The organism is Nocardia sp. NPDC052254 (assembly GCF_040679495.1).
In the GTDB taxonomy this organism is placed as follows: Bacteria; Actinomycetota; Actinomycetes; order Mycobacteriales; family Mycobacteriaceae; genus Nocardia.
On sequence record NZ_JBFAUW010000004.1, the window covers coordinates 1 to 20505 of the forward strand.

Annotated in this window: 18 protein-coding genes; 8 read left to right on the forward strand and 10 right to left on the reverse strand. The window is 67.9% G+C overall.

Annotated elements, in window-relative coordinates; all coding sequences use genetic code 11:
• Positions 1-154 precede the first annotated feature (154 nt).
• Positions 155-1594 carry a PspC domain-containing protein gene (locus AB0L57_RS12270; protein WP_364960636.1) on the reverse strand — a complete coding sequence of 480 codons (1440 nt, stop codon included), beginning with the start codon at positions 1592-1594 and terminating at the stop codon, positions 155-157.
• Between the two features lie 230 nt (positions 1595-1824).
• Between AB0L57_RS12270 and AB0L57_RS12275 the strand changes: the two genes are divergently transcribed.
• Both AB0L57_RS12275 and AB0L57_RS12280 read left to right on the forward strand, forming a co-directional pair.
• A complete protein-coding gene (locus AB0L57_RS12275; protein ID WP_364960638.1) occupies positions 1825-3525 on the forward strand; it encodes a PspC domain-containing protein in 1701 nt (566 codons plus the stop codon).
• Positions 3518-3739 (forward strand): hypothetical protein, encoded by a 222-nt coding sequence (locus tag AB0L57_RS12280; RefSeq protein WP_364960640.1) that lies wholly within the window; start codon positions 3518-3520, stop codon positions 3737-3739. Before AB0L57_RS12275 ends, AB0L57_RS12280 begins: the two co-directional genes overlap by 8 nt.
• Before the next feature lie 66 nt (positions 3740-3805).
• On the opposite strand, the gene guaA is transcribed toward AB0L57_RS12280, so the two are convergent.
• On the reverse strand, positions 3806-5389 hold the full coding sequence (gene guaA / locus AB0L57_RS12285; RefSeq protein ID WP_364960642.1) for a glutamine-hydrolyzing GMP synthase: 1584 nt from the start codon (positions 5387-5389) through the stop codon (positions 3806-3808).
• A 239-nt stretch (positions 5390-5628) separates the two neighbouring features.
• On the opposite strand from guaA, the gene AB0L57_RS12290 reads away from it, so the two are divergent.
• Complete coding sequence (locus AB0L57_RS12290; protein ID WP_364960644.1) at positions 5629-6426, forward strand: alpha/beta hydrolase; 798 nt, start codon at positions 5629-5631, stop codon at positions 6424-6426.
• 16 nt (positions 6427-6442) lie between these two features.
• Here AB0L57_RS12290 and AB0L57_RS12295 read toward each other — a convergent pair whose 3' ends face one another.
• On the reverse strand, positions 6443-7606 hold the full coding sequence (locus AB0L57_RS12295; protein ID WP_364960646.1) for a GuaB3 family IMP dehydrogenase-related protein: 1164 nt from the start codon (positions 7604-7606) through the stop codon (positions 6443-6445).
• A 255-nt stretch (positions 7607-7861) separates the two neighbouring features.
• Positions 7862-9403 carry an IMP dehydrogenase gene (guaB, locus tag AB0L57_RS12300; RefSeq protein ID WP_364960648.1) on the reverse strand — a complete coding sequence of 514 codons (1542 nt, stop codon included), beginning with the start codon at positions 9401-9403 and terminating at the stop codon, positions 7862-7864.
• A 318-nt stretch (positions 9404-9721) separates the two neighbouring features.
• Here guaB and AB0L57_RS12305 point away from each other — a divergent pair, with 318 nt between their 5' ends.
• Positions 9722-10135 carry a DUF5319 domain-containing protein gene (locus tag AB0L57_RS12305; RefSeq protein WP_025347353.1) on the forward strand — a complete coding sequence of 138 codons (414 nt, stop codon included), beginning with the start codon at positions 9722-9724 and terminating at the stop codon, positions 10133-10135.
• A 176-nt stretch (positions 10136-10311) separates the two neighbouring features.
• On the opposite strand, the gene AB0L57_RS12310 is transcribed toward AB0L57_RS12305, so the two are convergent.
• The 3 genes from AB0L57_RS12310 to AB0L57_RS12320 form a co-directional block, all read right to left on the reverse strand.
• Positions 10312-11496: an anti-sigma-D factor RsdA gene (locus AB0L57_RS12310; protein ID WP_364960651.1), complete on the reverse strand. Its 1185-nt coding sequence runs from the start codon at positions 11494-11496 to the stop codon at positions 10312-10314.
• The gene (locus AB0L57_RS12315; protein ID WP_364960653.1) at positions 11489-12067 is read right to left on the reverse strand and encodes a sigma-70 family RNA polymerase sigma factor; all 579 of its coding nucleotides are present in this window, start codon (positions 12065-12067) and stop codon (positions 11489-11491) included. Before AB0L57_RS12315 ends, AB0L57_RS12310 begins: the two co-directional genes overlap by 8 nt.
• A 142-nt stretch (positions 12068-12209) precedes the next feature.
• The gene (locus AB0L57_RS12320) at positions 12210-13079 is read right to left on the reverse strand and encodes a hypothetical protein (RefSeq protein ID WP_364960655.1); all 870 of its coding nucleotides are present in this window, start codon (positions 13077-13079) and stop codon (positions 12210-12212) included.
• A 647-nt stretch (positions 13080-13726) separates the two neighbouring features.
• Between AB0L57_RS12320 and AB0L57_RS12325 the strand changes: the two genes are divergently transcribed.
• The 3 genes from AB0L57_RS12325 to AB0L57_RS12335 all read left to right on the forward strand — a co-directional run bounded on the left by AB0L57_RS12325 (position 13727) and on the right by AB0L57_RS12335 (position 15288).
• Positions 13727-14020 carry a WhiB family transcriptional regulator gene (locus AB0L57_RS12325; RefSeq protein WP_025347349.1) on the forward strand — a complete coding sequence of 98 codons (294 nt, stop codon included), beginning with the start codon at positions 13727-13729 and terminating at the stop codon, positions 14018-14020.
• A 403-nt stretch (positions 14021-14423) separates the two neighbouring features.
• Complete coding sequence (locus AB0L57_RS12330) at positions 14424-15014, forward strand: sigma-70 family RNA polymerase sigma factor (protein ID WP_364960658.1); 591 nt, start codon at positions 14424-14426, stop codon at positions 15012-15014.
• Position 15015: 1 nt separating this feature from the next.
• The gene (locus AB0L57_RS12335) at positions 15016-15288 is read left to right on the forward strand and encodes a hypothetical protein (protein ID WP_364960660.1); all 273 of its coding nucleotides are present in this window, start codon (positions 15016-15018) and stop codon (positions 15286-15288) included.
• 59 nt (positions 15289-15347) lie between these two features.
• Here the strand turns inward: AB0L57_RS12335 and AB0L57_RS12340 are convergent, their stop codons facing one another.
• The 3 genes from AB0L57_RS12340 to groES all read right to left on the reverse strand — a co-directional run bounded on the left by AB0L57_RS12340 (position 15348) and on the right by groES (position 18154).
• Positions 15348-15725 (reverse strand): VOC family protein, encoded by a 378-nt coding sequence (locus AB0L57_RS12340; protein ID WP_364960662.1) that lies wholly within the window; start codon positions 15723-15725, stop codon positions 15348-15350.
• A 361-nt stretch (positions 15726-16086) separates the two neighbouring features.
• Positions 16087-17694, reverse strand: coding sequence for a chaperonin GroEL (gene groL / locus AB0L57_RS12345; RefSeq protein ID WP_364960664.1), 1608 nt, complete (start codon positions 17692-17694; stop codon positions 16087-16089).
• Positions 17695-17851: 157 nt separating this feature from the next.
• Positions 17852-18154: a co-chaperone GroES gene (groES, locus tag AB0L57_RS12350; protein ID WP_364960666.1), complete on the reverse strand. Its 303-nt coding sequence runs from the start codon at positions 18152-18154 to the stop codon at positions 17852-17854.
• Between the two features lie 760 nt (positions 18155-18914).
• On the opposite strand from groES, the gene AB0L57_RS12355 reads away from it, so the two are divergent.
• Positions 18915-20498 carry an Hsp70 family protein gene (locus AB0L57_RS12355; RefSeq protein WP_364960668.1) on the forward strand — a complete coding sequence of 528 codons (1584 nt, stop codon included), beginning with the start codon at positions 18915-18917 and terminating at the stop codon, positions 20496-20498.
• The last annotated feature ends 7 nt before the right edge of the window (positions 20499-20505 follow it).

The window sequence follows — 20505 nt, forward strand, 5'->3', positions numbered from 1 at the left end:
ACGCGCCCCGCGATGCGCACATCACCCGCGCGCTGCTGCACGAAGGAGCAAGCAGCGGCACCCGAACGGCGAGACCAAGGGGCCGCGAACCCCGCCGAAGCGAAGCGAAGGCCAAAAACACAGCTACCTCTCCGAGGCAGTGCTCCCCACAGTCTCACCCACCACCCGAGCCCGCGTCCCCTGAGCGTGCGAAGTCCGTGACGTCGGGACTCGCAGCACCCGTGACGTCAGCACCCGCGGCGTCCGTGGCATCGGGACCCGCAACGTCCCCGGCGAACTCGTCCGGCTCTCCCTGCCCCTCGGAATCGGTACGGGGCATCATGATTCGCACCTCGGTGCCGCGGCCCGGTGCGGTCTGCACCTCGACCGTGCCACCCCGGCGCTCGATGCGGGCATGAATGGATTTCGCCAGCCCCTGCCGGTCGGCGGGCACCTCGGCGGGATCGAATCCGGCGCCGCGATCGCGCACGAAGATACTCACCCGATGCGGCTCCACCTCGGCGAAGACGTCGATGGACGGCACACCGGCATGTTTGGCGGCATTGACCAGTGCCTCCCGGGTGGCCCCCAGCAGGGCGGTGAAATGCTCCCTCGGCAAACCGATTCCGGTATCGCCCGGATCCATCGATACATCGCCGACGGTCACCGGCGTGACCTGGACGCTGTACTGATCCTCCACCTCACCCGCGATGGTGCGCAGCGCGGCGGCCAGACTCGACTGTGCGGGTACCGAATCCTCGAACAGCCATTTCCGCAGTTCCCGTTCCTGGCTGCGGGCCAGCCGGGCCACCTCCTGCGGATCGCCGGCCTGACGCTGGATCAGTGCCAGCGTCTGCAGTACCGAGTCGTGCAGATGGGAGGCGATCTCCTCACGTTCCTCGTTGCGGATACGGGCCGCGCGTTCGGCATTGAGGGCACGCATCATCCGCAACCACAGCGGCACCGTCAGCAGGCCCACCCCGATCAGGGTGACCGCGACCGCGATCAGCGCCGAACCCAGCGAGCTCAGATCGATGCGGGCCAGTACGACCACACCCAGCCCCACCACGATCAGCGTCGCCCCGGCCAGAATGCGGGTCCAGGTGAGCACGGTCGGCCGGGCCGGCAGGCCGAGGATGGACCGCGGGCCCTCGGCGTCGAATTCGCGCCAGACCAGCGCCGCACCGACGGCGACCACGATGATCGGCGCCACCACCCGGGCGGCGGTGCCGTTGAACAACCACGCCATCGACACCGACAGCGCCAGTCCGAGCAGGACCAGCCCCACCGCCTGGCGCCGCTCCGACGCGGTGGGCGGTGGCCCGTCCGCACCGGAGGAGGTGAAGATCCACAGCATCCCGTAGGCCACGATGCCCGCGCCCATGAGAGCCGACAGCAGAACGAACGCCATCCGGACCTTGAAGACGTCGACCCCGAGATGATCGGCGAGACCACCGGCGACACCGCCGACGACCCGGCCGCCGGAGCGCCGCAGCAACCGCGACGGCGCCGCGACCGGTGCACCGCCGTCCGGTCCCGGCCCGATACGCGGTTCGAACCCCACGCGACCGTCGAACCCCGAACGCGCGTCGAATGCGGGCATGGAGGGGTACATGCACTCGATACTGGCACGCCGGACCGACAGCCGACCATCGGGAAATACCCGGATTCCGATATCGGGGCCGGCACATCGCCGACGGCACCGAGTACCTCGGTCGATGCCGATACTCCGGGCAGCGGCGGCACCGATGAGATTCTGGGCGATCCGATCCGGGTGTGGTCCGGGTGCTTTTTTCAGGGTGAACCCCGATGTGCTTCGACGCTGCTCACAGCCACCATTGAGCTATGACCACAGCGAGCGGCGGGGCCGGCGGCACGAGCCGGACCGGATTCAGCGAACAGCTCCACCACCTGTGGCGGACGCGGCCCCTGCGACTGCCACGGCAGAGCCCGGTCGCCGGCGTGGCGTCCGGATTCGGACGTCGTTACGGCGTGGACCCGGTTCTCATCCGGGTCGCGTTCGTGGTGTCGACGATCTTCGGTGGTGCGGGCATCGTGTTGTACCTGGCGGCCTGGTTACTGCTGCCTCCGGCGGGTGATCCGGTATCGCCGGTGGAGGGGCTGGTCAACCGCGGGCACAGTTCACAGTCGCCCACCAAGACCATCGTGCTCATCGTCGCTCTGGCGATCGCGGTGACCACGATGGGCCCGGTCGGAGTCGGTCTCGGCGGATCCGGGGTGATCAGCTTCGCGCTGATGATCGCGGGATGGTGGCTGCTGTACATGCGGCAGCCGGAACCGCCGATCGGCGATGTGTATCCGCCGGTACCCGAGGGCGGAATCGCGGCCACCGGATATCCGGGGGCGAGCTTCCCCGGTGGATCGCCGTGGAGCGGCGCTCAGCCGTGGAGCGCGAGCCAGTACGGCGCGTTCACCACACTGCCCGATCACTACGAACCGGATCCCGCTGCGAGCGACGGGGCTTCCTCCGTGACCGAGCCGATCGCCACCCGTTCCGGAGCGGTCGCGAACTCCGAAGCGGCCGAGAGCGATACGACCGCCGGTGAATCGACCGCCGACATCGCGGCGACCTCGTCGGACAGCGCATCCGGAACCGCGACGGCCGGCACCCGAGCCGAACCCGCCGCAGCCGGACACACGGCAACCGAGGGCGATCCAGCCAAGGCCGACGATCGCCCCACCGAAGCGCTCACCCGGCCACTCTCGGTCGAGCCCGAACCGGAGATCATCGACGCGGAACCGGAACCGACCGGCGACGAACACCCCGGTCCCGACGGCACCGCCGGCCGCGCCACGCCCGCCCCCGGCGCCGGGTCCCCGGCCGCCCCGCGCCGCACTCCGGATCCGGCGACCATCGGCCCGGCTCCCGGCGGCTGGGATCCACTCGGTGTGGCGCCGCTGGCATGGGATCTGCCCGCGACCGCCCCGCAGCGCCCGGTCGCGGTCCTGCCCACCCAGCGGCCCCGGTCCCGGCTCACCCCGGTGGTGATCGGCTCGGCAGTCCTCGCCGCGGCCGCCGCGGGAGCGCTGGCCGCCGTCGGTGCGGACTGGATGACTCCGGCCCGGATCGGGGCCGTGGCGCTGGCGGTGGTCGGTTTCGGCCTGATCATCGGCGCTTTCCTACGACGTGGATACGGCCTCATGGTGGTGCTGGCGCCGCTGGCCGGTTTCGTCGTCCTCGCGGCACTGGTCGGGCCGGTCGAATTCGATCGCGGCGCGATGGGCGAGCACGTATGGGCTCCGGCGAGCACCGCCGACCTCGCGTCGGACTACCGGATCACCATGGGCTCGGGCACGCTGGACCTGCGCCAACTGCCACTCACCGAGGACCGCACCGTGCACGTGCAGGTACAGATGGGCGATTTCCGGGTGCTGGTTCCCGAGTCGATGCGCCTGCACACCACCTGCAACGCGAGCATGGGCGATGTGACCTGCCCGCAGGGCCCGGCCGGACCGCCCAGCGGCCCCGTCCTGACCCTCGATGTCGATGTCCACGCCGGAAACGCGGAGGTGAAGCATGGCTGACAACGATCAGGCCGAGACTCGAACCGATACCCGGCGCGGACCGTCGCTGTCACTGCTGGCAGCCGGCATCCTGGCCCTGCTGGTGAGCATCTGGGCCTTCATCGGTCCCAACTCCTGGCCGGTGCACAGCGCGGTGCCCGTGGGCTGGATCGTGGTGGGAGCCGCGATCGTCGTCGGTATCGCCCTGGTGGTCGCGCCCAGACGCAAGAAATAGCCGAGACGAACAGCGAGGGGCCCGCCGGTACACGACCGGCGGGCCCCTCGTGGCATCAGGAGTTGGTCACTCCCATTCGATGGTGCCCGGCGGCTTACTGGTCACATCCAGGACCACTCGGTTGATCTCGGCGACCTCGTTGGTGATCCGGGTGGAGATCCGTTCCAGTACCTCGTAGGGCAGGCGCGTCCAGTCGGCGGTCATGGCGTCCTCGCTGGACACCGGCCGCAGCACGATGGGATGTCCGTAGGTGCGGCCGTCGCCCTGTACCCCGACACTGCGTACATCGGCGAGCAGGACCACCGGGCACTGCCAGATCTGCGCGTCCAGCCCGGCCGCGGTCAGCTCCTCGCGTGCGACGGCATCGGCCTGACGCAGGGTGGCCAGCCGATCCGGGGTGACCTCGCCGACGATCCGGATCGCCAGGCCCGGCCCCGGGAAGGGCTGGCGCGCGACGATCTCCTCCGGCAGGCCGACCTCACGGCCGACCGCGCGGACCTCATCCTTGAACAGCAGCCGCAGCGGCTCGACCAGCTGGAATTCCAGATCTTCCGGCAGCCCGCCGACATTGTGGTGGCTCTTGATATTGGCGGTTCCCGAACCGCCACCGGATTCCACCACATCCGGATACAGCGTGCCCTGGACCAGGAACTCGACCGCCGGAGCCGCGCCGTCGGCGCCCTCTTCGGCACCCGTGGCCTTCACGACCTCGGAAACCGCGTCCTCGAAGGAGCGGATGAACTCCCGGCCGATGATCTTGCGCTTCTCCTCCGGGTCGGTGACGCCCTTCAGCTCACCGAGGAATTTGTCGACCGCGTCGACGGTCACCAGGCGGGCTCCGGTCGCGCCCACGAAATCTCGCTGCACCTGCTCGCGCTCACCGGCCCGCAGCAGACCGTGATCGACGAAGACACAGGTCAGCCGGTCTCCGATGGCACGCTGCACGAGTGCGGCCGCCACCGCGGAGTCGACGCCACCGGACAGCGCGCAGATCGCGTGCCCATCACCGATCTGCGCACGCACCTGCTCCACCAGCGCATCGGCGATATTGGCGGGAGTCCAGGCCGACGGAATTCCGGCGATCTCGTGCAGGAACCGGCTCAGTACCTGCTGCCCGTGCGGCGAGTGCAGCACCTCCGGGTGGTACTGCACACCCGCCAGCCGCCGCTCCCGGTCCTCGAAGGCCGCGACCGGCGCACCGGCCGTGGTACCGGTGACCTCGAAACCGGCGGGAGCGTCGGTGACCGCGTCACCGTGGCTCATCCACACCGGCTGCACGGTCGGCAGGCCACCGTGCAGCACACCGCCGTCGATGTTCAGGTCGGTCCGGCCGTATTCGCGGGTGCCGGTGTGGGCGACCGTGCCGCCGAGGGCCTGGGCCATCGCCTGGAATCCGTAGCAGATACCGAAAACCGGAACGCCGAGATCGAACAGGCGCGGATCCAGCCGCGGAGCGCCGTCGGCGTACACACTGGCCGGACCGCCGGACAGGATCACCGCGAGCGGCCGGCGCTCCGCGATCTCCTCCACCGTGGTGCTGTGCGGTACCACCTCGGAGTAGACACTGGATTCACGCACGCGCCGGGCAATCAACTGCGCGTACTGCGCACCGAAGTCGACGACGAGAACAGGTCGCTGGGTTTCTGCCACCCGCACAGTTTAGTGAGCGCATTCGCGCACCTCGAGGCCGGGCGAACCGGATACCCGCGGCAGTGATCCGGCCCACCGGTGGGCCACCGGACCACAGTGGCGCCACACCTGCCCGGGGAGCATGCGATGGTGCCGTCGCGACCGGCGAAACGGCCTATCCGGCAACGCGATCCGCGTGTCGGCAGGCGCCGGAGCCGAAGCCGGAGCAGCGGGTGACGACGCCCGCTATCCTCGTGCTCGTGCCATTCGCCCATGCGATCGATGCCGAGATCCACTACGAGGACACGGGCGGTCGAGGACCGGCGGTGTTATTGGGGCACGAATTCTTCATGGACCGAACGATGTTCGCCTCCCAGGCCGACGCGCTGTCACCGGAATTCCGCATCGTCACCTGGGATGCCCGTGGACACGGCCGCACCCGCGACGAGGGGCTGCCGTTCACCTACTGGACCGCCGCCCGCGATGCGCTGACCGTGCTCGATCAGCTGGGCGTCGAGCGCGCCGTGGTCGGCGGCACCTCCCAGGGCGGCTTCAGCGCGCTGCGCACGGCACTGCTGGCGCCCGATCGGGTGGCCGCACTGATTCTGATCGCCACCGAGGCGCAGAGCCCGACCCGGCAGGAGATCGAGACCTCCCGCCGATTCCTGGACCACTGGTGGGAACCGACCATCCGGCAGGCCCTGGCGGAGCATCTGGCGCACTGGCTGATCGGCGAGGATGCCTGGCATCGGGCGGTGTGGACCAAACAGTGGCTCGCGCGCGATCCGAGTGAACTCGAAGCCGCCGCCGGCTGTCTGCTGGCGCGGGACTCGATTCTGGATCGGCTCGGCGAGATCACCTGTCCCGCACTGGTCATCCATCCGACCCGGGCCGGTATTCCCCGGGCGCACGCCCTCGACATGTCGCAACGGCTGACCAAATCACGGTTCCACGAAATCGAGGGTGCTCGTCAGGCCGTCAACATGACGCACTCCGAGCAGGTCAATGCCGTCATCCGGGATTTCCTGCGCGGAGATGTGCTGACCCGGATCAATTGATCCGCGTACCGCGCCCTCAGGCGCGCACGCTCAGGCCGACCCGCTGGAATTCCTTGAGATCGCAGTATCCGGCCTTGGCCATCGAACGACGCAGGCCACCAACGAGATTGACCGAACCCCACGGATCGCTCGACGGACCGTAGAGCACCTTCTCGAGTGTCGGCCGCTCCTCCGGCTCGGCGAACTGCAACATCGCGCCTCGCGGTACCGACGGGTGCGCGGCCGCCGACGGCCAGTACCAGCCCCGTCCCGGCGCCTGGTGCGCCAGCGCCAGCGGAACGCCCAGCATGGCGGCATCGGCACCACAGGCGATGGTCTTGGCCAGCTGGCCGGAGCTGACGATGTCCCCGTCGGCGATCACGTGGACATAGCGACCACCGGTCTCGTCCAGGTAGTCACGGCGCGCGGCGGCGGCATCGGCGATCGCGGTGGCCATGGGCACACCGATACCGAGTACCTCGCCGGTCGTGGTGGAACCGGGCATCGAGCCGTAGCCGACGATCACACCGGCCGCGCCGGTCCGCATCAGATGTAGTGCGGTGCGGTGATCGCTGACGCCGCCGGCCACCACCGGCACATCCAGTTCGGCGATGAAGGTCTTGAGGTTGAGCGGCTCCACCGAACTCTCGTCGACGGCCACCGGACTCGCACCACCGACATGTTCGGCGGAGATGATGGTGCCGTGCACCACGAGCAGGTCCACCCCGGCCTGCACCAGGCTGGGGGTCAGGTTCCGGGCGTTCTGCGGGCTCACCCGCACCGCGACGGTGACCCCGGCGGCGCGCACCTGGGCGACGGCGGCGGCCAGCAGATCCGGCTGCATCGGCGCGGCGTGCAATTCCTGCAGCAATTCGACCGCCGCCTCGGCACCCTTGTGCTCGGCGACCTCGACCAACTGCTCGATCCGCGCGGTCACATCGGCGTGCCGGGCCCACAGCCCCTCACCATTGATGACACCGAGACCGCCGAGACGGCCCAGCTCGATCGCGAATTCCGGGGACACCAGCGCGTCGGTCGGATGCGCGACCAGTGGGATGTCGAATCGATAGGCGTCCAGCTGCCAGGCCAGCGACACCTGCTTCGACGAGCGGGTGCGCCGCGACGGGACGATGTCGACATCGTCCAGCTCATAGGTACGCCGGGCGGTGCGACCCATCCCGATCTCGACCATGTCCCGCACTGATGACTCTCCTTAGTCCGTACTGCCACGCCGTCTGCCTGCCACGCCGTGGATGTCATGCCCCGGGCATCACGATGTTCCGGCGATATTCCGCCGGAACACACTCATCCTCCCAGTTCCCGGCACACGCCGTCCGCCCGGGGCGGTACCCGCCGGGCGCACCCGACGGCGCCGCGGCGGCCCGATCCCGGACCGGGCTCCGGCCGCCGCGGCGATCGGCGTGACAAGCCTTGCCGTGGAAGGGTTTCGAATCCGCTACTTACCGCGACCGGTGTAGTTCGGCGCCTCGACGGTCATGGTGATGTCGTGCGGATGGCTCTCTTTGAGACCCGCCGCGGTGATCTGCACGAACTGCGCCCGCTGCAGATCGGCGACCGACTGCGAACCGGTGTAGCCCATGGCCGCCCGCAGACCACCCACCAGCTGGTGGATGACCTGGTTGACCGGACCGCGGAACGGCACCCGGCCCTCGATGCCCTCGGGCACCAGCTTGTCCTCGGCGAGGACGTCGTCCTGGAAGTAGCGGTCCTTGGAGTAGGACTTGGCCTGCCCGCGTCCCTGCATGGCGCCCAGCGAGCCCATGCCGCGGTAGCTCTTGAACTGCTTGCCGCCCACCAGGATCAGTTCCCCCGGCGATTCGGCGGTACCCGCCAGCAGCGAGCCCAGCATGACCGTGGAAGCGCCCGCGGCGACGGCCTTGGCGACATCACCGGAGAACTGGATGCCACCATCGGCGATCACCGGCACATCGGCGGCACGGCAGGCCGCAACGGCCTCGAGGATCGCGGTGATCTGCGGCGCGCCGACACCGGCAACCACCCGGGTGGTGCAGATCGAGCCCGGGCCCACGCCGACCTTGACCGCGTCCGCGCCCGCCTCGACCAGCGCCGCGGCGCCGGCACGAGTGGCGATGTTCCCGCCGACGACCTGGATCCGATCGCCGACCTCGTTCTTGACCTTGGCGACCATCTCCAGCACCTGGACCTGATGTCCGTGCGCGGTGTCGACGATCAGCACGTCGACTCCGGCGTCGGCCAGAGTCATCGCCCGCGACCAGGAATCCGCGCCGACACCCACCGCGGCGCCCACCAGCAGCCGGCCGTCCCGGTCCTTGGTGGCGTTGGGGTACTGGTCGGTCTTGACGAAGTCCTTGACGGTGATCAGACCGCGCAGCCGGCCGTTACCGTCGACGATCGGCAGTTTCTCGATCTTGTGGCGGCGCAGCAGCCCGAGGGCGGCCTCGGCGGTGACACCCTCCCGGGCGGTGATCAACGGCGCCTTGGTCATCACCTCGGCGACCCGGCGGTTCTGGTCGACCTCGAAGCGCATATCGCGGTTGGTGATGATGCCGACCAGCGCGCCCGTCTCGTCCACCACGGGCAGACCCGAGATCCGGAAGCGCGCGCACATCGCGTCGACCTCGGCCAGGGTGTCGGTGGGGCGGCAGGTGACCGGATCGGTGACCATTCCGGCCTCGGACCGTTTCACGGTCTCCACCTGCGCGGCCTGATCGGCTGCCGAGAGGTTGCGATGCAGTACGCCCATACCGCCGGAGCGCGCCATGGCGATGGCCATGCGGGCTTCGGTGACGGTGTCCATCGCCGAACTCACCAGCGGCGTGCGCAGGGTGATCTCGCGGGTCAGCCGACTGGCGGTCTCGACCGAGCTGGGGATCAGATCGGACGCGGCAGGCAGCAGCAGCACGTCGTCGAACGTGAGGCCGAGCATGGCGATCTTGTTCGGATCGTCGCCACCCGTATGCGGGCGGACGGCTTCGCCCATCACGGGACTACTCATCTGATCGACCCCTCCTGGACCTCGAAAGCACCGATCCGGCCCTGGCCCATGTCCGAACCTCGGTACCGAATCGAGAACAACTGATGGATGGCGGAGCCGAAGTGTGCTGTCCGGCGCCTGTGTGTCCATGGTATCGGCCCCGCATGGCGCGGACCGCGTCGCCTCCGACACACACCTGCCGCACATCGCCATACCGCCCGCCGCGGATCTCCCGCTGGGGCCGTCCACATCGCGATACCACCCGGAAACGTCGCGACAAGCGTGTCGAAATGCCTTCAGCGCTGGCGCGGAGGGGGTGGTTCTGCGTACCGTGGGAATGTGCGTGACCATCTACCACCTGGCCTGCCGCCGGATCCCTTCGCCGGAGATCCCTCCGACCCGTCGGCCGCGCTCGATGCCATTGAGCCCGGGGAGCCGTTGGATCCTCACGAGCGCCTCGCGGTCGAGGAAGATCTCGCCGATCTCGCGGTGTACGAGGCGCTGCTGTCCCACCGGGGCATTCGCGGTCTCGTGGTGAGCTGTGAGGACTGCCGGCAGGACCACTATCACGATTGGGACATGCTGCGCGCCAACCTGCTACAGCTGCTGGTCGACGGCACCGTCCGCCCGCACGAACCGGCCTACGACCCGACGCCGGAAGCGTATGTCACGTGGGACTATTGCCGCGGATACGCGGATGCCTCCATGAACGAGGCGCTGCACGGTGACGGGTTCGACGGCTTCGACGCCTGATCTCCACCCTGCCCGCCCCTGATCTCCGCCTGCTCGTGAGCGCGAGCCGGAGCCACCCGTCCGTGAACATTCCGGACGTGAACATCTGCGGGCGTTTCCATCTCGGATACACAAGAGTCCGACCGCCGGAAATCGGCGATCGGCTTCGGATCGAGAAATTTTCGTTACCGGTCGAGCTAGTTGATGCCACCGGTGTACGGAAGTCCACCACCCGGCTTCGGAATATCCACCGACGGCACCGTCGGACGTACCGGCGGGGCCATGGTCGGCTGCTGATGCGTCGGCGGAGACACCACTCCCCCGCCGATGGAGGTCGGCGGGGCGACAGTGGGCTGATTCGTCGGCGGCTCATACGTGGCGGCCGGCGGTTCGTGCGTCGTCGGCGGCTGTGTGATGGGCGGCAAGGTGATCGGCGGTTCGACCGTCGTCGGCGGCTCATTGGTGGGCGGCTTGGAACCACCGGGCTGGGTGCCCGGAGTGCCGGGGCCGGAACCGTTGTCGCCGGTACCGGGTACACCGGGAGTACGCATGATCTCCGGACCCGGTGTCGGCTTGGCGGAGCTGCCGCCGCGCCCGGGCTGCGCCGGAACACCGGGCGTCACGGGCGCAATCACCGACGGAGTGGTCGGTGCCGTCGTGGGCAACTTCGGCTCGAGCGACTCCAGAGCGGCGGCCACATCCGGGTGTTCGCTGCGTAACCGATCGAACAGACCCTGCCAGCGCACCTGCAGATCCTGCTTGCGTGCGTGATCGTCGACCTGTGTGGTGTTGGTCGACGCACTCTCCAGCAGTGCCTTCGCCTGCTCCGGATGTCCCTGATCGATCAGGGTCTGCGCCTTGGAGATGTCGTCGTCGGCGCGCTGGGCGATCGTGGTCTGCGCCTGCTGGCTGAACACGACCTCCTTCACCCGCCACAACGGATCACCCGGCTGAGCCCCATAGGAGAATGCCGTCGTACCTCCCGCGATGACCGCCACCGCGGCGGCTGCTGCCATCAGGGGACGTACCAATCGCAAATTGCCACGCCGAGTGGCGTTGACCCTCGCCTCGCGCGCACCGATCTCCTGATTTACGGCCGCCACCACGGCATCGAGATCGGGTCCGGCAGGCATCGGAGCATCGACGATGTCGCTGCGCCAATTCGCGAGCAGGCTCGCGAGCTGGTATTCCTCCGCACTGTCGGTCGCGACGGGACCATCGCCGGCGATGGCATCGATCAGCGCATCGTCGCGGCGGACCGCGGCGATATCGACCGGACCGGTATCACCGGAGGTCTCCGACGCCTCGGCATAGGGACCGCTGTTCGGCGATCCAAGCCGCGCCTTCCAGTCGCCCCGACCGCGCTCGCCATCCCTAGCCATACATTTCACCTGCCCTCGCCACTTGTGACTTCAGTTTCGCGAGCGCCCGATGCTGAGCCACTCGTATAGCTCCCGCCGTACTGCCCACGGCGACAGCAGTTTCTTCTGCTGACAAACCCATGACCAAGCGCAGAATCAGGATCTCTCGATGTTTCTCCGGAAGCGTGGCCAGCAGACTGTTCATCTGCCGACTCGTCTCCGACTCGAGAGCACGCTGCTCCGGCCCTTGATCGGTGGATATGACATCTGGTACTTCGGCCATCGCGTCCGCCTTGTTACGGGCGGCGTTGCGATGAGCGTCGGCAACCTTGTGCGAAGCGATTCCGTACACGAAAGCCATGAACGGCCGCCCCTGGTCCTGGTAACGCGGCAGGGCGGTCATCACAGCCAAGCAGACCTCCTGCGCCACGTCGTCAGCGGAGAGCTGCCCACGCTCCGCCGCACCGATCCGCGCACGGCAATATCGCATTACCAGTGGGCGGATGATTTCCAGTACCTGAGCTAGAGCCGAACGGTCGCCCTGAGCTGCGGCAGCTACGGCGGCGTCCAACTCATCGCCCGAGTGCGTCATCGTCAGAGATATTCCTGGCGTTACAAGTGGCACGGCCGGATTCGGCATGTGCTTCCACCGGTCGGCGGAACGAAACCAACAATAGCGGCTCAGCTATGTGAGGCGGACAACACGGGGATCACTGCTCACTGTGAAACGCCCGTCACCCGCGCAACTGCCCGCCACGACCAGCCAGGACCAGCGCGAATTCGGTCGCTTCCGCCGCCGCGCGCGCGGCCGCGCCGGATTCGCACACACCCGAGCGCAACATCGCGGCAGCCCAGCGCAGCGGCAGCAGACCGTAGCCGGCGCACTGCGCGTCCACCTCCGCGGCAAGTTCGCGGCTGCGATCGATATCACCCGCACCGGCCGCGGCGGCCGCCGTCAGCAACCGGGATTTCACCTGATGCCGAACCGATCCCAGTTCGCCGGCGAGGGCCAGTGCCGCCTCGGCGTGCGCGATCGGCGACTCTCCGACCAACCCGGCGCCGGGCGCGGCGAGGCCGGTTTCCGCGCTGACCCAGTGCCAGCGAACCACCGATCGCACATTGCCGGGCCGACGTTCGATTTCGACTCGGCAGCGCGCCAGCAACCGCGCGGACACCCGCGGCTGCCCGGTACCGAGGGCGTCGGCGGCCAGGCCGATCAGCGCATCACAGACGGCCTCGTCGCGCAGCCGCTCCGCGGGGCCATCGAGCCGCGGATCCGAGACCAGGGCCAATGCCCGCCCGTCCAGCACTGCCGCCCGGGCGTGCCAGCCGAGTTGCCGCAGTAATGAGGCCTCGGTCGAGACCAGCAGGGAGATCAGTACCGGATCTCGGGTGCGCCGGCAGGCACCGAGCAGTTCGGTCCGAGCGGCGGCATACCAGCCACGGCCGCCCAGAGTGACGGCTCGCAACCAGCCTCCGGCGGGGTCGGCGGCACTCGGCAACTCCGCCGGATCGAGATCCGGGCGGCTTCCGAAAGCCGCGTCGGCCAACAGCGCACGCCGCGGGTCCAGCAACCGACCACCCCGCGGGGACAAATCCAACACCAGCGCACCTTATCCGGATGCCGGGCGCGCACGATACATCGCACGGGCTATTTCTCAGCGAAAAAATTGCTGCATCATGTTTCCATCTCGTAAATCTCCAGCGAGCTAACCATCAGCGCGCCAAGTCGAAATTCGGATGCTTTTCGGATTATTAACCTGCACGCCCCGGATCGGCCATCCGGACTTCTTCGACGGCGAACCTCTCAGTGTGGCGCATCACATATCACACCTCCCAAGACTGGCAAACGTGACAGGTCATTTCTTCCACGAAATACGCCCCGAACTGGGAAAATGCAAAAAATGACAGACACGGAGCAATCTCGGCCAAACACAGCCAACCGGACAGTATCGCTTTCCAACACCGGGAAGTAAACACCGTGTAGGTTAAATCTGGGATCTGCCGGAATTGCAATCACGAACAGGGTAAGTATTGACGTGATTTAACCGCGCGACCTAACGTACTTCATCGCCGTCGTCGGCGCCGTGCGAAATTGCGGCGACCGCGTACGGCGATCGCCGGAGATCGGCGATACGGTCCGAGCCCGATCTCGGCGAGGTCATTGCCGCCCCCGCCCAGGGTCCGGACAGACCGCTGCTGACAAGCACCGCTCGACAACGCCGACGAGCTCGCACCATAGGAGTTCACCATGCCCATGCCCACCCACCTTCCGGGTCCCAACGCCGACATCTGGGATTGGCAGATGCGCGGCTCGTGTCGCGGTGTGGACTCCGCCGTCTTCTTCCACCCCGACGGGGAACGCGGCCGCGCCCGCACCCAGCGCGAGTTGCGCGCCAAGGAAATCTGCCGGACCTGCCCGGTGCTCATGCAGTGCCGCAGCCACGCCCTGAAGGTCAGCGAGCCGTACGGCATCTGGGGTGGCATGTCGGAGACCGAGCGCGAGCTCCACGCCCGGCGCAATCGCCGGCGTCTGGCCGTCTGAGTGGCACCCGCGAAATTCGGGCACGCCCGCCCATCCGAATCCGCCGGGGCGCCGAATACTTAGCAAATACCCGGCCACCGAACGGGGCCGGCGACAACGGTACGGGCGCAGGTTTCGGCCACCGCCGATCCGCCCGCCGAAGCAATAGCCAGCAGTCGCACCTCACCTCGGCGTTTCGCGATCTCATCGGCGTGTCACGGCGTGTCTCTGCACACTCCACGGCGTGTCGGATAGTGCGCGAAATCGACTGGGCCACAGGTGTCTTACTCGACGCACCCCACCCGAAGGGAGGTCATAGCCGCGCGCTACGGTAGTGGCCGATGACACAGAATGGAGCGTTGTGACAACGCGGCCGTCGGCCGCAGAGGGCGACTCGTTCCAAGGATCCATCAGGGACGGTCGAATGGCCACGCCAGGTGTGGACTCTGCGATCACGGCACGCGCAGCCGAAAGTATCGAACTAGCCGCGCTTCTCGAGCGCTGCGGCCAGGCCGATCAGCACGCATTCGCCGAACTGTACGACCGCACCAGCACCCGGGTGTTCGGTCTCGTGCTGCGGATCCTCCACGATTCGGGTTATGCGGAGGAGACCACGCAGGAGGTCTACCTCCAGATCTGGCGCACCGCAGACAATTTCGATGCCACCAAGGGATCGGCGATCACCTGGTTGATGACGCTGGCGCATCGACGTGCGGTCGACCGCGTCCGTGCCGAGCAGGCACATGCTCAGCGCGAAGTCACCTACGGCGCCAGCAGCCTGGGCAACGAATTCGATGAGGTCACCGAGGAAGTCGGTCGCCGGCTCGAACAGCAGGCCGTGCGCGAGAGTCTCGCAACCCTGACAGATACCCAGCGTGAAGCGATCTCGCTGGCGTACTACGGCGGCCGGACATACGCCGAGGTGGCAACCTACCTGGGAGTAGGGTTACCGACCGTCAAGTCCCGTATCCGGGACGGATTGACACGACTGAAGAAGAATTTGGGAGTGACCTGAGATGAACGAGAGCCAGATCGATCTCGCGCATACGGTCGCGCTGGGATCGATCGGCGACGAGGACCAGCGTGCGATACAGGAGCTACTGGATTCCGGTGACCCCGTATTGCGCGCGGACTTCGACACGGAAGTGCAACGAACCAGAGAAGCTCTTACCCTGTTTGCCTCGGCGCCGGCCGTGCGGCCGCCCGCCGGTCTGCGCGCCCGATTACTCGACGCGATCGCCGACGGTGGCACCTCTGCCGCTTCCGCGGTCCACCCGCGGCACAGCTAGCCGCTCCGCGGTGATGTCCGAACTCGCGCGGACCCGAGCGAGCGCCCGCGTGATCGGTCTCAGCCATCGAGTCGCCAGGGCGGACTCCGCCGATTCTCCCCCGCGTGGAACAGACAGAGCCGGTGCCCGTCGGGGTCTCGCAGCCGGGCCTCACGCCAGAGCCAGGCCATATCGGCGGGGAGCAGATCGAAGACGACACCGGCCTCCCGGAGCCGTTCGCATTCGGCATCCAGCGACTCGGTCTCGAAGTAGATCGTGACCTGCTCACCGGGTGGAACGGCCGCGACGCGGTCGACCGAGAACGTGCTGCCGCCGTCGGGACATTCGAACCGCAGGTAGTGGTCGGTGCGAACGATCGGCCGCAAACCGAGCAACCGGTAGAACCGTTCGGACCGAGCGAGATCCGTCGCGCCGATGGTCACTTGATTCAAGCGCATGTGACCAGTTCAGCACATGCCGACCACACCGGGGAAGCGCGAACCCGGCCCCGATCCCCTCCCTGGAAACGACGAACGGCCCGTTCACATTCGAATGAAATGTGAACGGGCCGTTCGCTTCAGCTACGAACCCGAACCACGGCTCCGCCGATCTGAGCCCGTACCGGCCATCGGCAACCGAACCGGTGCGACCCCAACGGCATACCGGCCGAACCGGCCGCGACCGATCACCCGGGAGGGTCGTGGCCCGGCTCGTCGATCGGTGCCCGTTGCGTAGGCGACGAAGGAGCGAGCAACGGGTGCCGATCGACGAGCCCGAGGGGGCCACGACCCCCGCCGCAGCGAAGCGGAGGCAGCTGGCTCAGTGCGCGTGACCGTGGTGGTCGTCGGCCTCTTCCTCGGCGGGCTTGTCGACCACGGCGCTTTCGGTGGTGAGCACCATCCGTGCCACGGAGGTGGCGTTGAGCACCGCGGAACGGGTGACCTTGACCGGGTCCACGACGCCTTCGGTGATCAGGTCGCCGTAGGTGAGGGTGGCGGCGTTGAAGCCGTCCTTACCGTCGCCGACCTTGCTGACCACGACCGCGCCGTCGATGCCGGCGTTGGCGGCGATCCAGTACAGCGGTGCCTGCAGGGCCTGACGCACCACCTCGACGCCGACGGCCTGATCGCCGGTCAGCGAGTCACGCAGATCGACGAGCTTGGTGGCCGCCTGCACCAGCGCGGTACCACCGCCGGCGACGATGCCCTCCTCGACCGCGGCCTTGGCCGCGCTGACCGCGTCCTCGACCCGGTACTTGCGCTCCTTGAGCGCGGTCTCGGTGGCCGCGCCGACCTTGATCACCGCGACGCCGCCGGACAGCTTGGCCAGCCGCTCCTCGAGCTTCTCGCGGTCCCAGTCGGAGTCGCTGGCCTCGATCTCGGCGCGCAGCTGCGCGACGCGGGCATCGATGGCGTCCTGGGTGCCGGCGCCGTCGACGATGGTGGTCTCGTCTTTGGTGACGACCACTCGGCGAGCCTGGCCCAGCAGGTCCGTTCCGGCCTCACGCAGGCTGATGCCCAGGTCGGGGTTGATCACGGTGCCACCGGTGACGACGGCGAGGTCGTCGAGGAAGGCCTTGCGGCGGTCGCCGAAGAACGGCGCCTTGACCGCGACGACCTTGAGGGTCTTGCGGATGGCGTTGACGACCAGGGTGGACAGCGCCTCACCGTCGACGTCCTCGGCGATGATCAGCACCGGTTTGCCGGATTCGGCGATCTTCTCCAGCAGCGGCAGGAAGTCCGGCAGCGAGCTGATCTTGTCCCGGTGCAGCAGCACCTGGACGTCCTCGAGCACTGCTTCCTGCTTGTCGGCGTCGGTGACGAAGTAGGCCGACAGGTAACCCTTGTCGAACTGCACACCCTCGGTGATCTCGAGATCGGTGCTCACCAGCGAGGATTCCTCGACGGTGACGACGCCGTCCTTGCCGACGGTGGTGAGCGCCTTGCCGACCATCTCGCCGATTTCCTCGTCGCGCGAGGAGACGGTCGCGACCTGGGCGATGGCCTTCTCACCGGAGACCGGCTTCGCCGCGGCCAGCAACGCCTCCGAGACGGCATCGGCGGCTTTGCTCATACCCGCGCCGATCCCGATCGGGTTGGCGCCGGCGGCGAGGTTCTTGAGGCCGCCCTTGATCATCGCCTGAGCCAGCACCGTGGCGGTGGTGGTGCCGTCACCGGCGACATCGTTGGTCTTGGTGGCGACGCTCTTGACCAGCTGCGCGCCGAGGTTCTCGAACGGGTCCTCGAGGTCGATGTCACGCGCGATGGTGACACCGTCGTTGGTGACCGTGGGGCCACCGAACGCCTTGGCGAGGACCACGTGCCGGCCGCGGGGGCCGAGGGTGACCTTGACGGCGTCGGCCAGCTTGTCGACGCCGCGTTCCATTGCCCGACGAGCCTTCTCGTCGAACTCGATCTGCTTTGCCATGGTTGGGATGTCCTTGGGGTGGGAGTGGTGGACGGGCCTGCGCAGGCCCGCGACGGCCGGGCGCCGCGCCCGCTACGACCACTGCCCCGACGCCCACGCGGGGCACCGGGGCAGTGGTCGTCACGGGGCGACGACCGCGCGGGTCATCGCCGGGTCGTCACTTGTTGACGACGGCCAGCAGATCGCGCGCCGACAGGATCAAGTACTCCTCGTTGTTGTACTTGATCTCGGTGCCGCCGTACTTGCTGTAGATGACGACGTCGCCTTCCTTGACGTCCAGCGGAATGCGCTTCTCGCCGTCCTCATCCCACCGGCCGGGTCCGACGGCGACGACGGTGCCCTCCTGGGGCTTCTCCTTCGCCGTGTCGGGAATGACCAGGCCGGAGGCGGTCGTCGTCTCGGCCTCGTTGGCCTGGACGAGGATCTTGTCCTCGAGCGGCTTGATGTTCACGCTCGCCACGTTGAGCCCTCCACTTTCACGGGATTCGGTCGTCCGGGGCCATTCCCCGGAGTCACGGTTTCGGTGTGTATGTGTGTGCTGTGCTCAGTGCGGCGTTCGTTCGGCCCGACGTGGTGACGCAAGCTGCCGCCTCCGAGCCTGACCACTACCGCCGACCCTGTGACGCAGCCCCGTCGTCGCGGTGCCGGGACAGCTGCCCAGAAGTCGAATTGGCACCTGAGCACAACCAGTGCCGACTAGCACTCTATACACGAGAGTGCCAGCGCTCAAGGGTGGGCAGTGCTGATGCACGCGAGCTCATCGCGCCGGTCGCGCCGGACAGGAACACCGGCGCGGCGACACACCCGAAGCCGTGGCAATTGATCCAAAAAATCTGTAACGTTCGGATAACGGAATGTGACAATATGTAAGACGGTTCCGTGATCGGTCATGCCCCGAGGGGGAGGCCATCGGATGGCCGTCAGGCAATCCGTCCAGTACCGCAACACAACCGCATCGCCCATCCGCGCGAAATTCGCGCACAGCCTGAGACGAGAACCAGACCGCACGTGATCGACGGCCGGACCCGACCCCGGAACGGATCGCACCCCGATGGCACCGACAGGCCCGACGGGAACGCACCGGAGTCGCAGCCGGACGGCGCAAGACCGATCCGCGCGCGGAGTGTCCGCTGCACAGCGGATGCCCGTGATGTCCGATCGAGAGGACCGGCACCACAACGGTGGCCGTCCCCTCGACCAGCTCGAGAAGGGAGGTGAACATGCGAACGTCCCTCGGTATCTCCGCGGGGAACGAGGTCGTCTGCTCGGCCGTCGTCACCACCGCGACCAACGGTGCCCAGAGTTTCGACTACCGCGTCGTCTCGGCGGATGTGACACATTCCGACCCCGGTGATCTGGTGGCGTCGTCGATCGAGCTGATGACCACCCAGATGCCACGCGACTATCTGCACCGAGTCGGTACGCATACTCCCGGTGCCTCCACGCCGCAGACGCAAGCGGTCCCGGCCGGCGCCATCGCGGTCGCCTACCGTGATCGCGAGCAGGCCATGGCGATTCGCGCCGCGATCGGACGACAGCGCCACGATGTGAAGCTCATCCCCGAGAGCACCGCGGCCCTCACCTATCTGCGCCACACCGGTCTGCTGGACCGCTACGAGACGGTGGCCGTCATCGATCTGGGCGCCTCCGGAATGACCGTCACGGTGGCCGATCTCGCCGACGACACGGTCCTGCGCTCCGAACGCACCGACGCGATCAGTGGCTCGGCCGTCGACGAACAGATCTATCACCATCTGCTGGACTGCCACTTCGCCCGCCGCGGCACCAGGCCCAACCGGCACATGCTGATCAACCGCAGCCGGGCGGCCAAGGAGCATCTGTCCACCGCTCCCGCGGTGACCATCGACCACGTGGCCGGGCACCCGTTGAAACTCACCCGGGCCGACTTCGGTGAACTCATCGCCGATCTCCTGCACGAGGCGGCCGGGTACGCCCAAGCGGTCTTCGCGCGGGCGCCGAAGCTCCCCGAAGCGGTCGCGATCATCGGTGGTGGCGCCAACATCGTCACCTTGGTCGACGGCCTGGACGAACGGCTCGACATCCCGGTGCTGTCGGTGCCCGAACCCGAATCGGCCACCGCGAAAGGCGCGGCGCTGGTCGCGGATTCGGCCCAGCCCTCGGCCTTCGCACCGATCACCCTCGGCACCGAGCGGTCGGCGGGCACCTTCACCAAACTCGTCGGCACCTTGGCCGGTGCCATCGTCGTGGTGGGTCTCGTGGTCGGCTACGGAGTCAAGGAACTGGTACCGACCGCACATCAGGATGTGACGCCGGCGGGAACCACGAATACGACCGAGCTCACCACCGCTGCCCCGGTGCAGACACAGGTGCCGGTCGCGAGCCCGACGAGCATCCCCGGCAGCCGCACCGAACGGCAGCCGGAGCCGACATCGGCCGGTCCGGTCCAGCAGCCGGGCGGTGTCACGGCAACCAGCACGCCGGGAAGTACATCGCCGACCACGGACCCCGATCAGCCGCCCACGGTCACGCCCACGACGAGCGCGCCCGCACTGCGGCCGGATCCGAATCTGCCGCAGATTCCGCTGCCGAACCTTCCGCATCTGCTCGGCCCCCTGCTGGGCACCGAAACGCCGGAACCCAGCACACCCGACACCCCGACGCCCGCACCCCAGACGCCCGGAGCCGCGTCGACCAAACCCGGTCACTCGCGGATCCCGGTACTCCCGCGGTCGGATTCGGGGTCGGGGGAAGCGGAATCGTCGCCCCCCGCGGAAACGACGACGCCGGCATCACCCACCGAATCCGTGCAGCCCGAAGACTGACCGGACC

Bases quoted from the DNA above. Each gene is read 5' to 3' on its own strand.
- AB0L57_RS12270 (WP_364960636.1), bottom strand. From the start codon at position 1,594: ATGTACCCCTCCATGCCCGCATTCGACGCGCGTTCGGGGTTCGACGGT.
- AB0L57_RS12275 (WP_364960638.1), top strand. From the start codon at position 1,825: ATGACCACAGCGAGCGGCGGGGCCGGCGGCACGAGCCGGACCGGATTC.
- AB0L57_RS12280 (WP_364960640.1), top strand. From the start codon at position 3,518: ATGGCTGACAACGATCAGGCCGAGACTCGAACCGATACCCGGCGCGGA.
- guaB (WP_364960648.1), bottom strand. From the start codon at position 9,403: ATGAGTAGTCCCGTGATGGGCGAAGCCGTCCGCCCGCATACGGGTGGC.
- AB0L57_RS12310 (WP_364960651.1), bottom strand. From the start codon at position 11,496: ATGGCTAGGGATGGCGAGCGCGGTCGGGGCGACTGGAAGGCGCGGCTT.
- AB0L57_RS12315 (WP_364960653.1), bottom strand. From the start codon at position 12,067: ATGACGCACTCGGGCGATGAGTTGGACGCCGCCGTAGCTGCCGCAGCT.
- AB0L57_RS12325 (WP_025347349.1), top strand. From the start codon at position 13,727: ATGCCCATGCCCACCCACCTTCCGGGTCCCAACGCCGACATCTGGGAT.
- AB0L57_RS12330 (WP_364960658.1), top strand. From the start codon at position 14,424: ATGGCCACGCCAGGTGTGGACTCTGCGATCACGGCACGCGCAGCCGAA.
- AB0L57_RS12335 (WP_364960660.1), top strand. From the start codon at position 15,016: ATGAACGAGAGCCAGATCGATCTCGCGCATACGGTCGCGCTGGGATCG.
- AB0L57_RS12340 (WP_364960662.1), bottom strand. From the start codon at position 15,725: ATGCGCTTGAATCAAGTGACCATCGGCGCGACGGATCTCGCTCGGTCC.
- groL (WP_364960664.1), bottom strand. From the start codon at position 17,694: ATGGCAAAGCAGATCGAGTTCGACGAGAAGGCTCGTCGGGCAATGGAA.
- AB0L57_RS12355 (WP_364960668.1), top strand. From the start codon at position 18,915: ATGCGAACGTCCCTCGGTATCTCCGCGGGGAACGAGGTCGTCTGCTCG.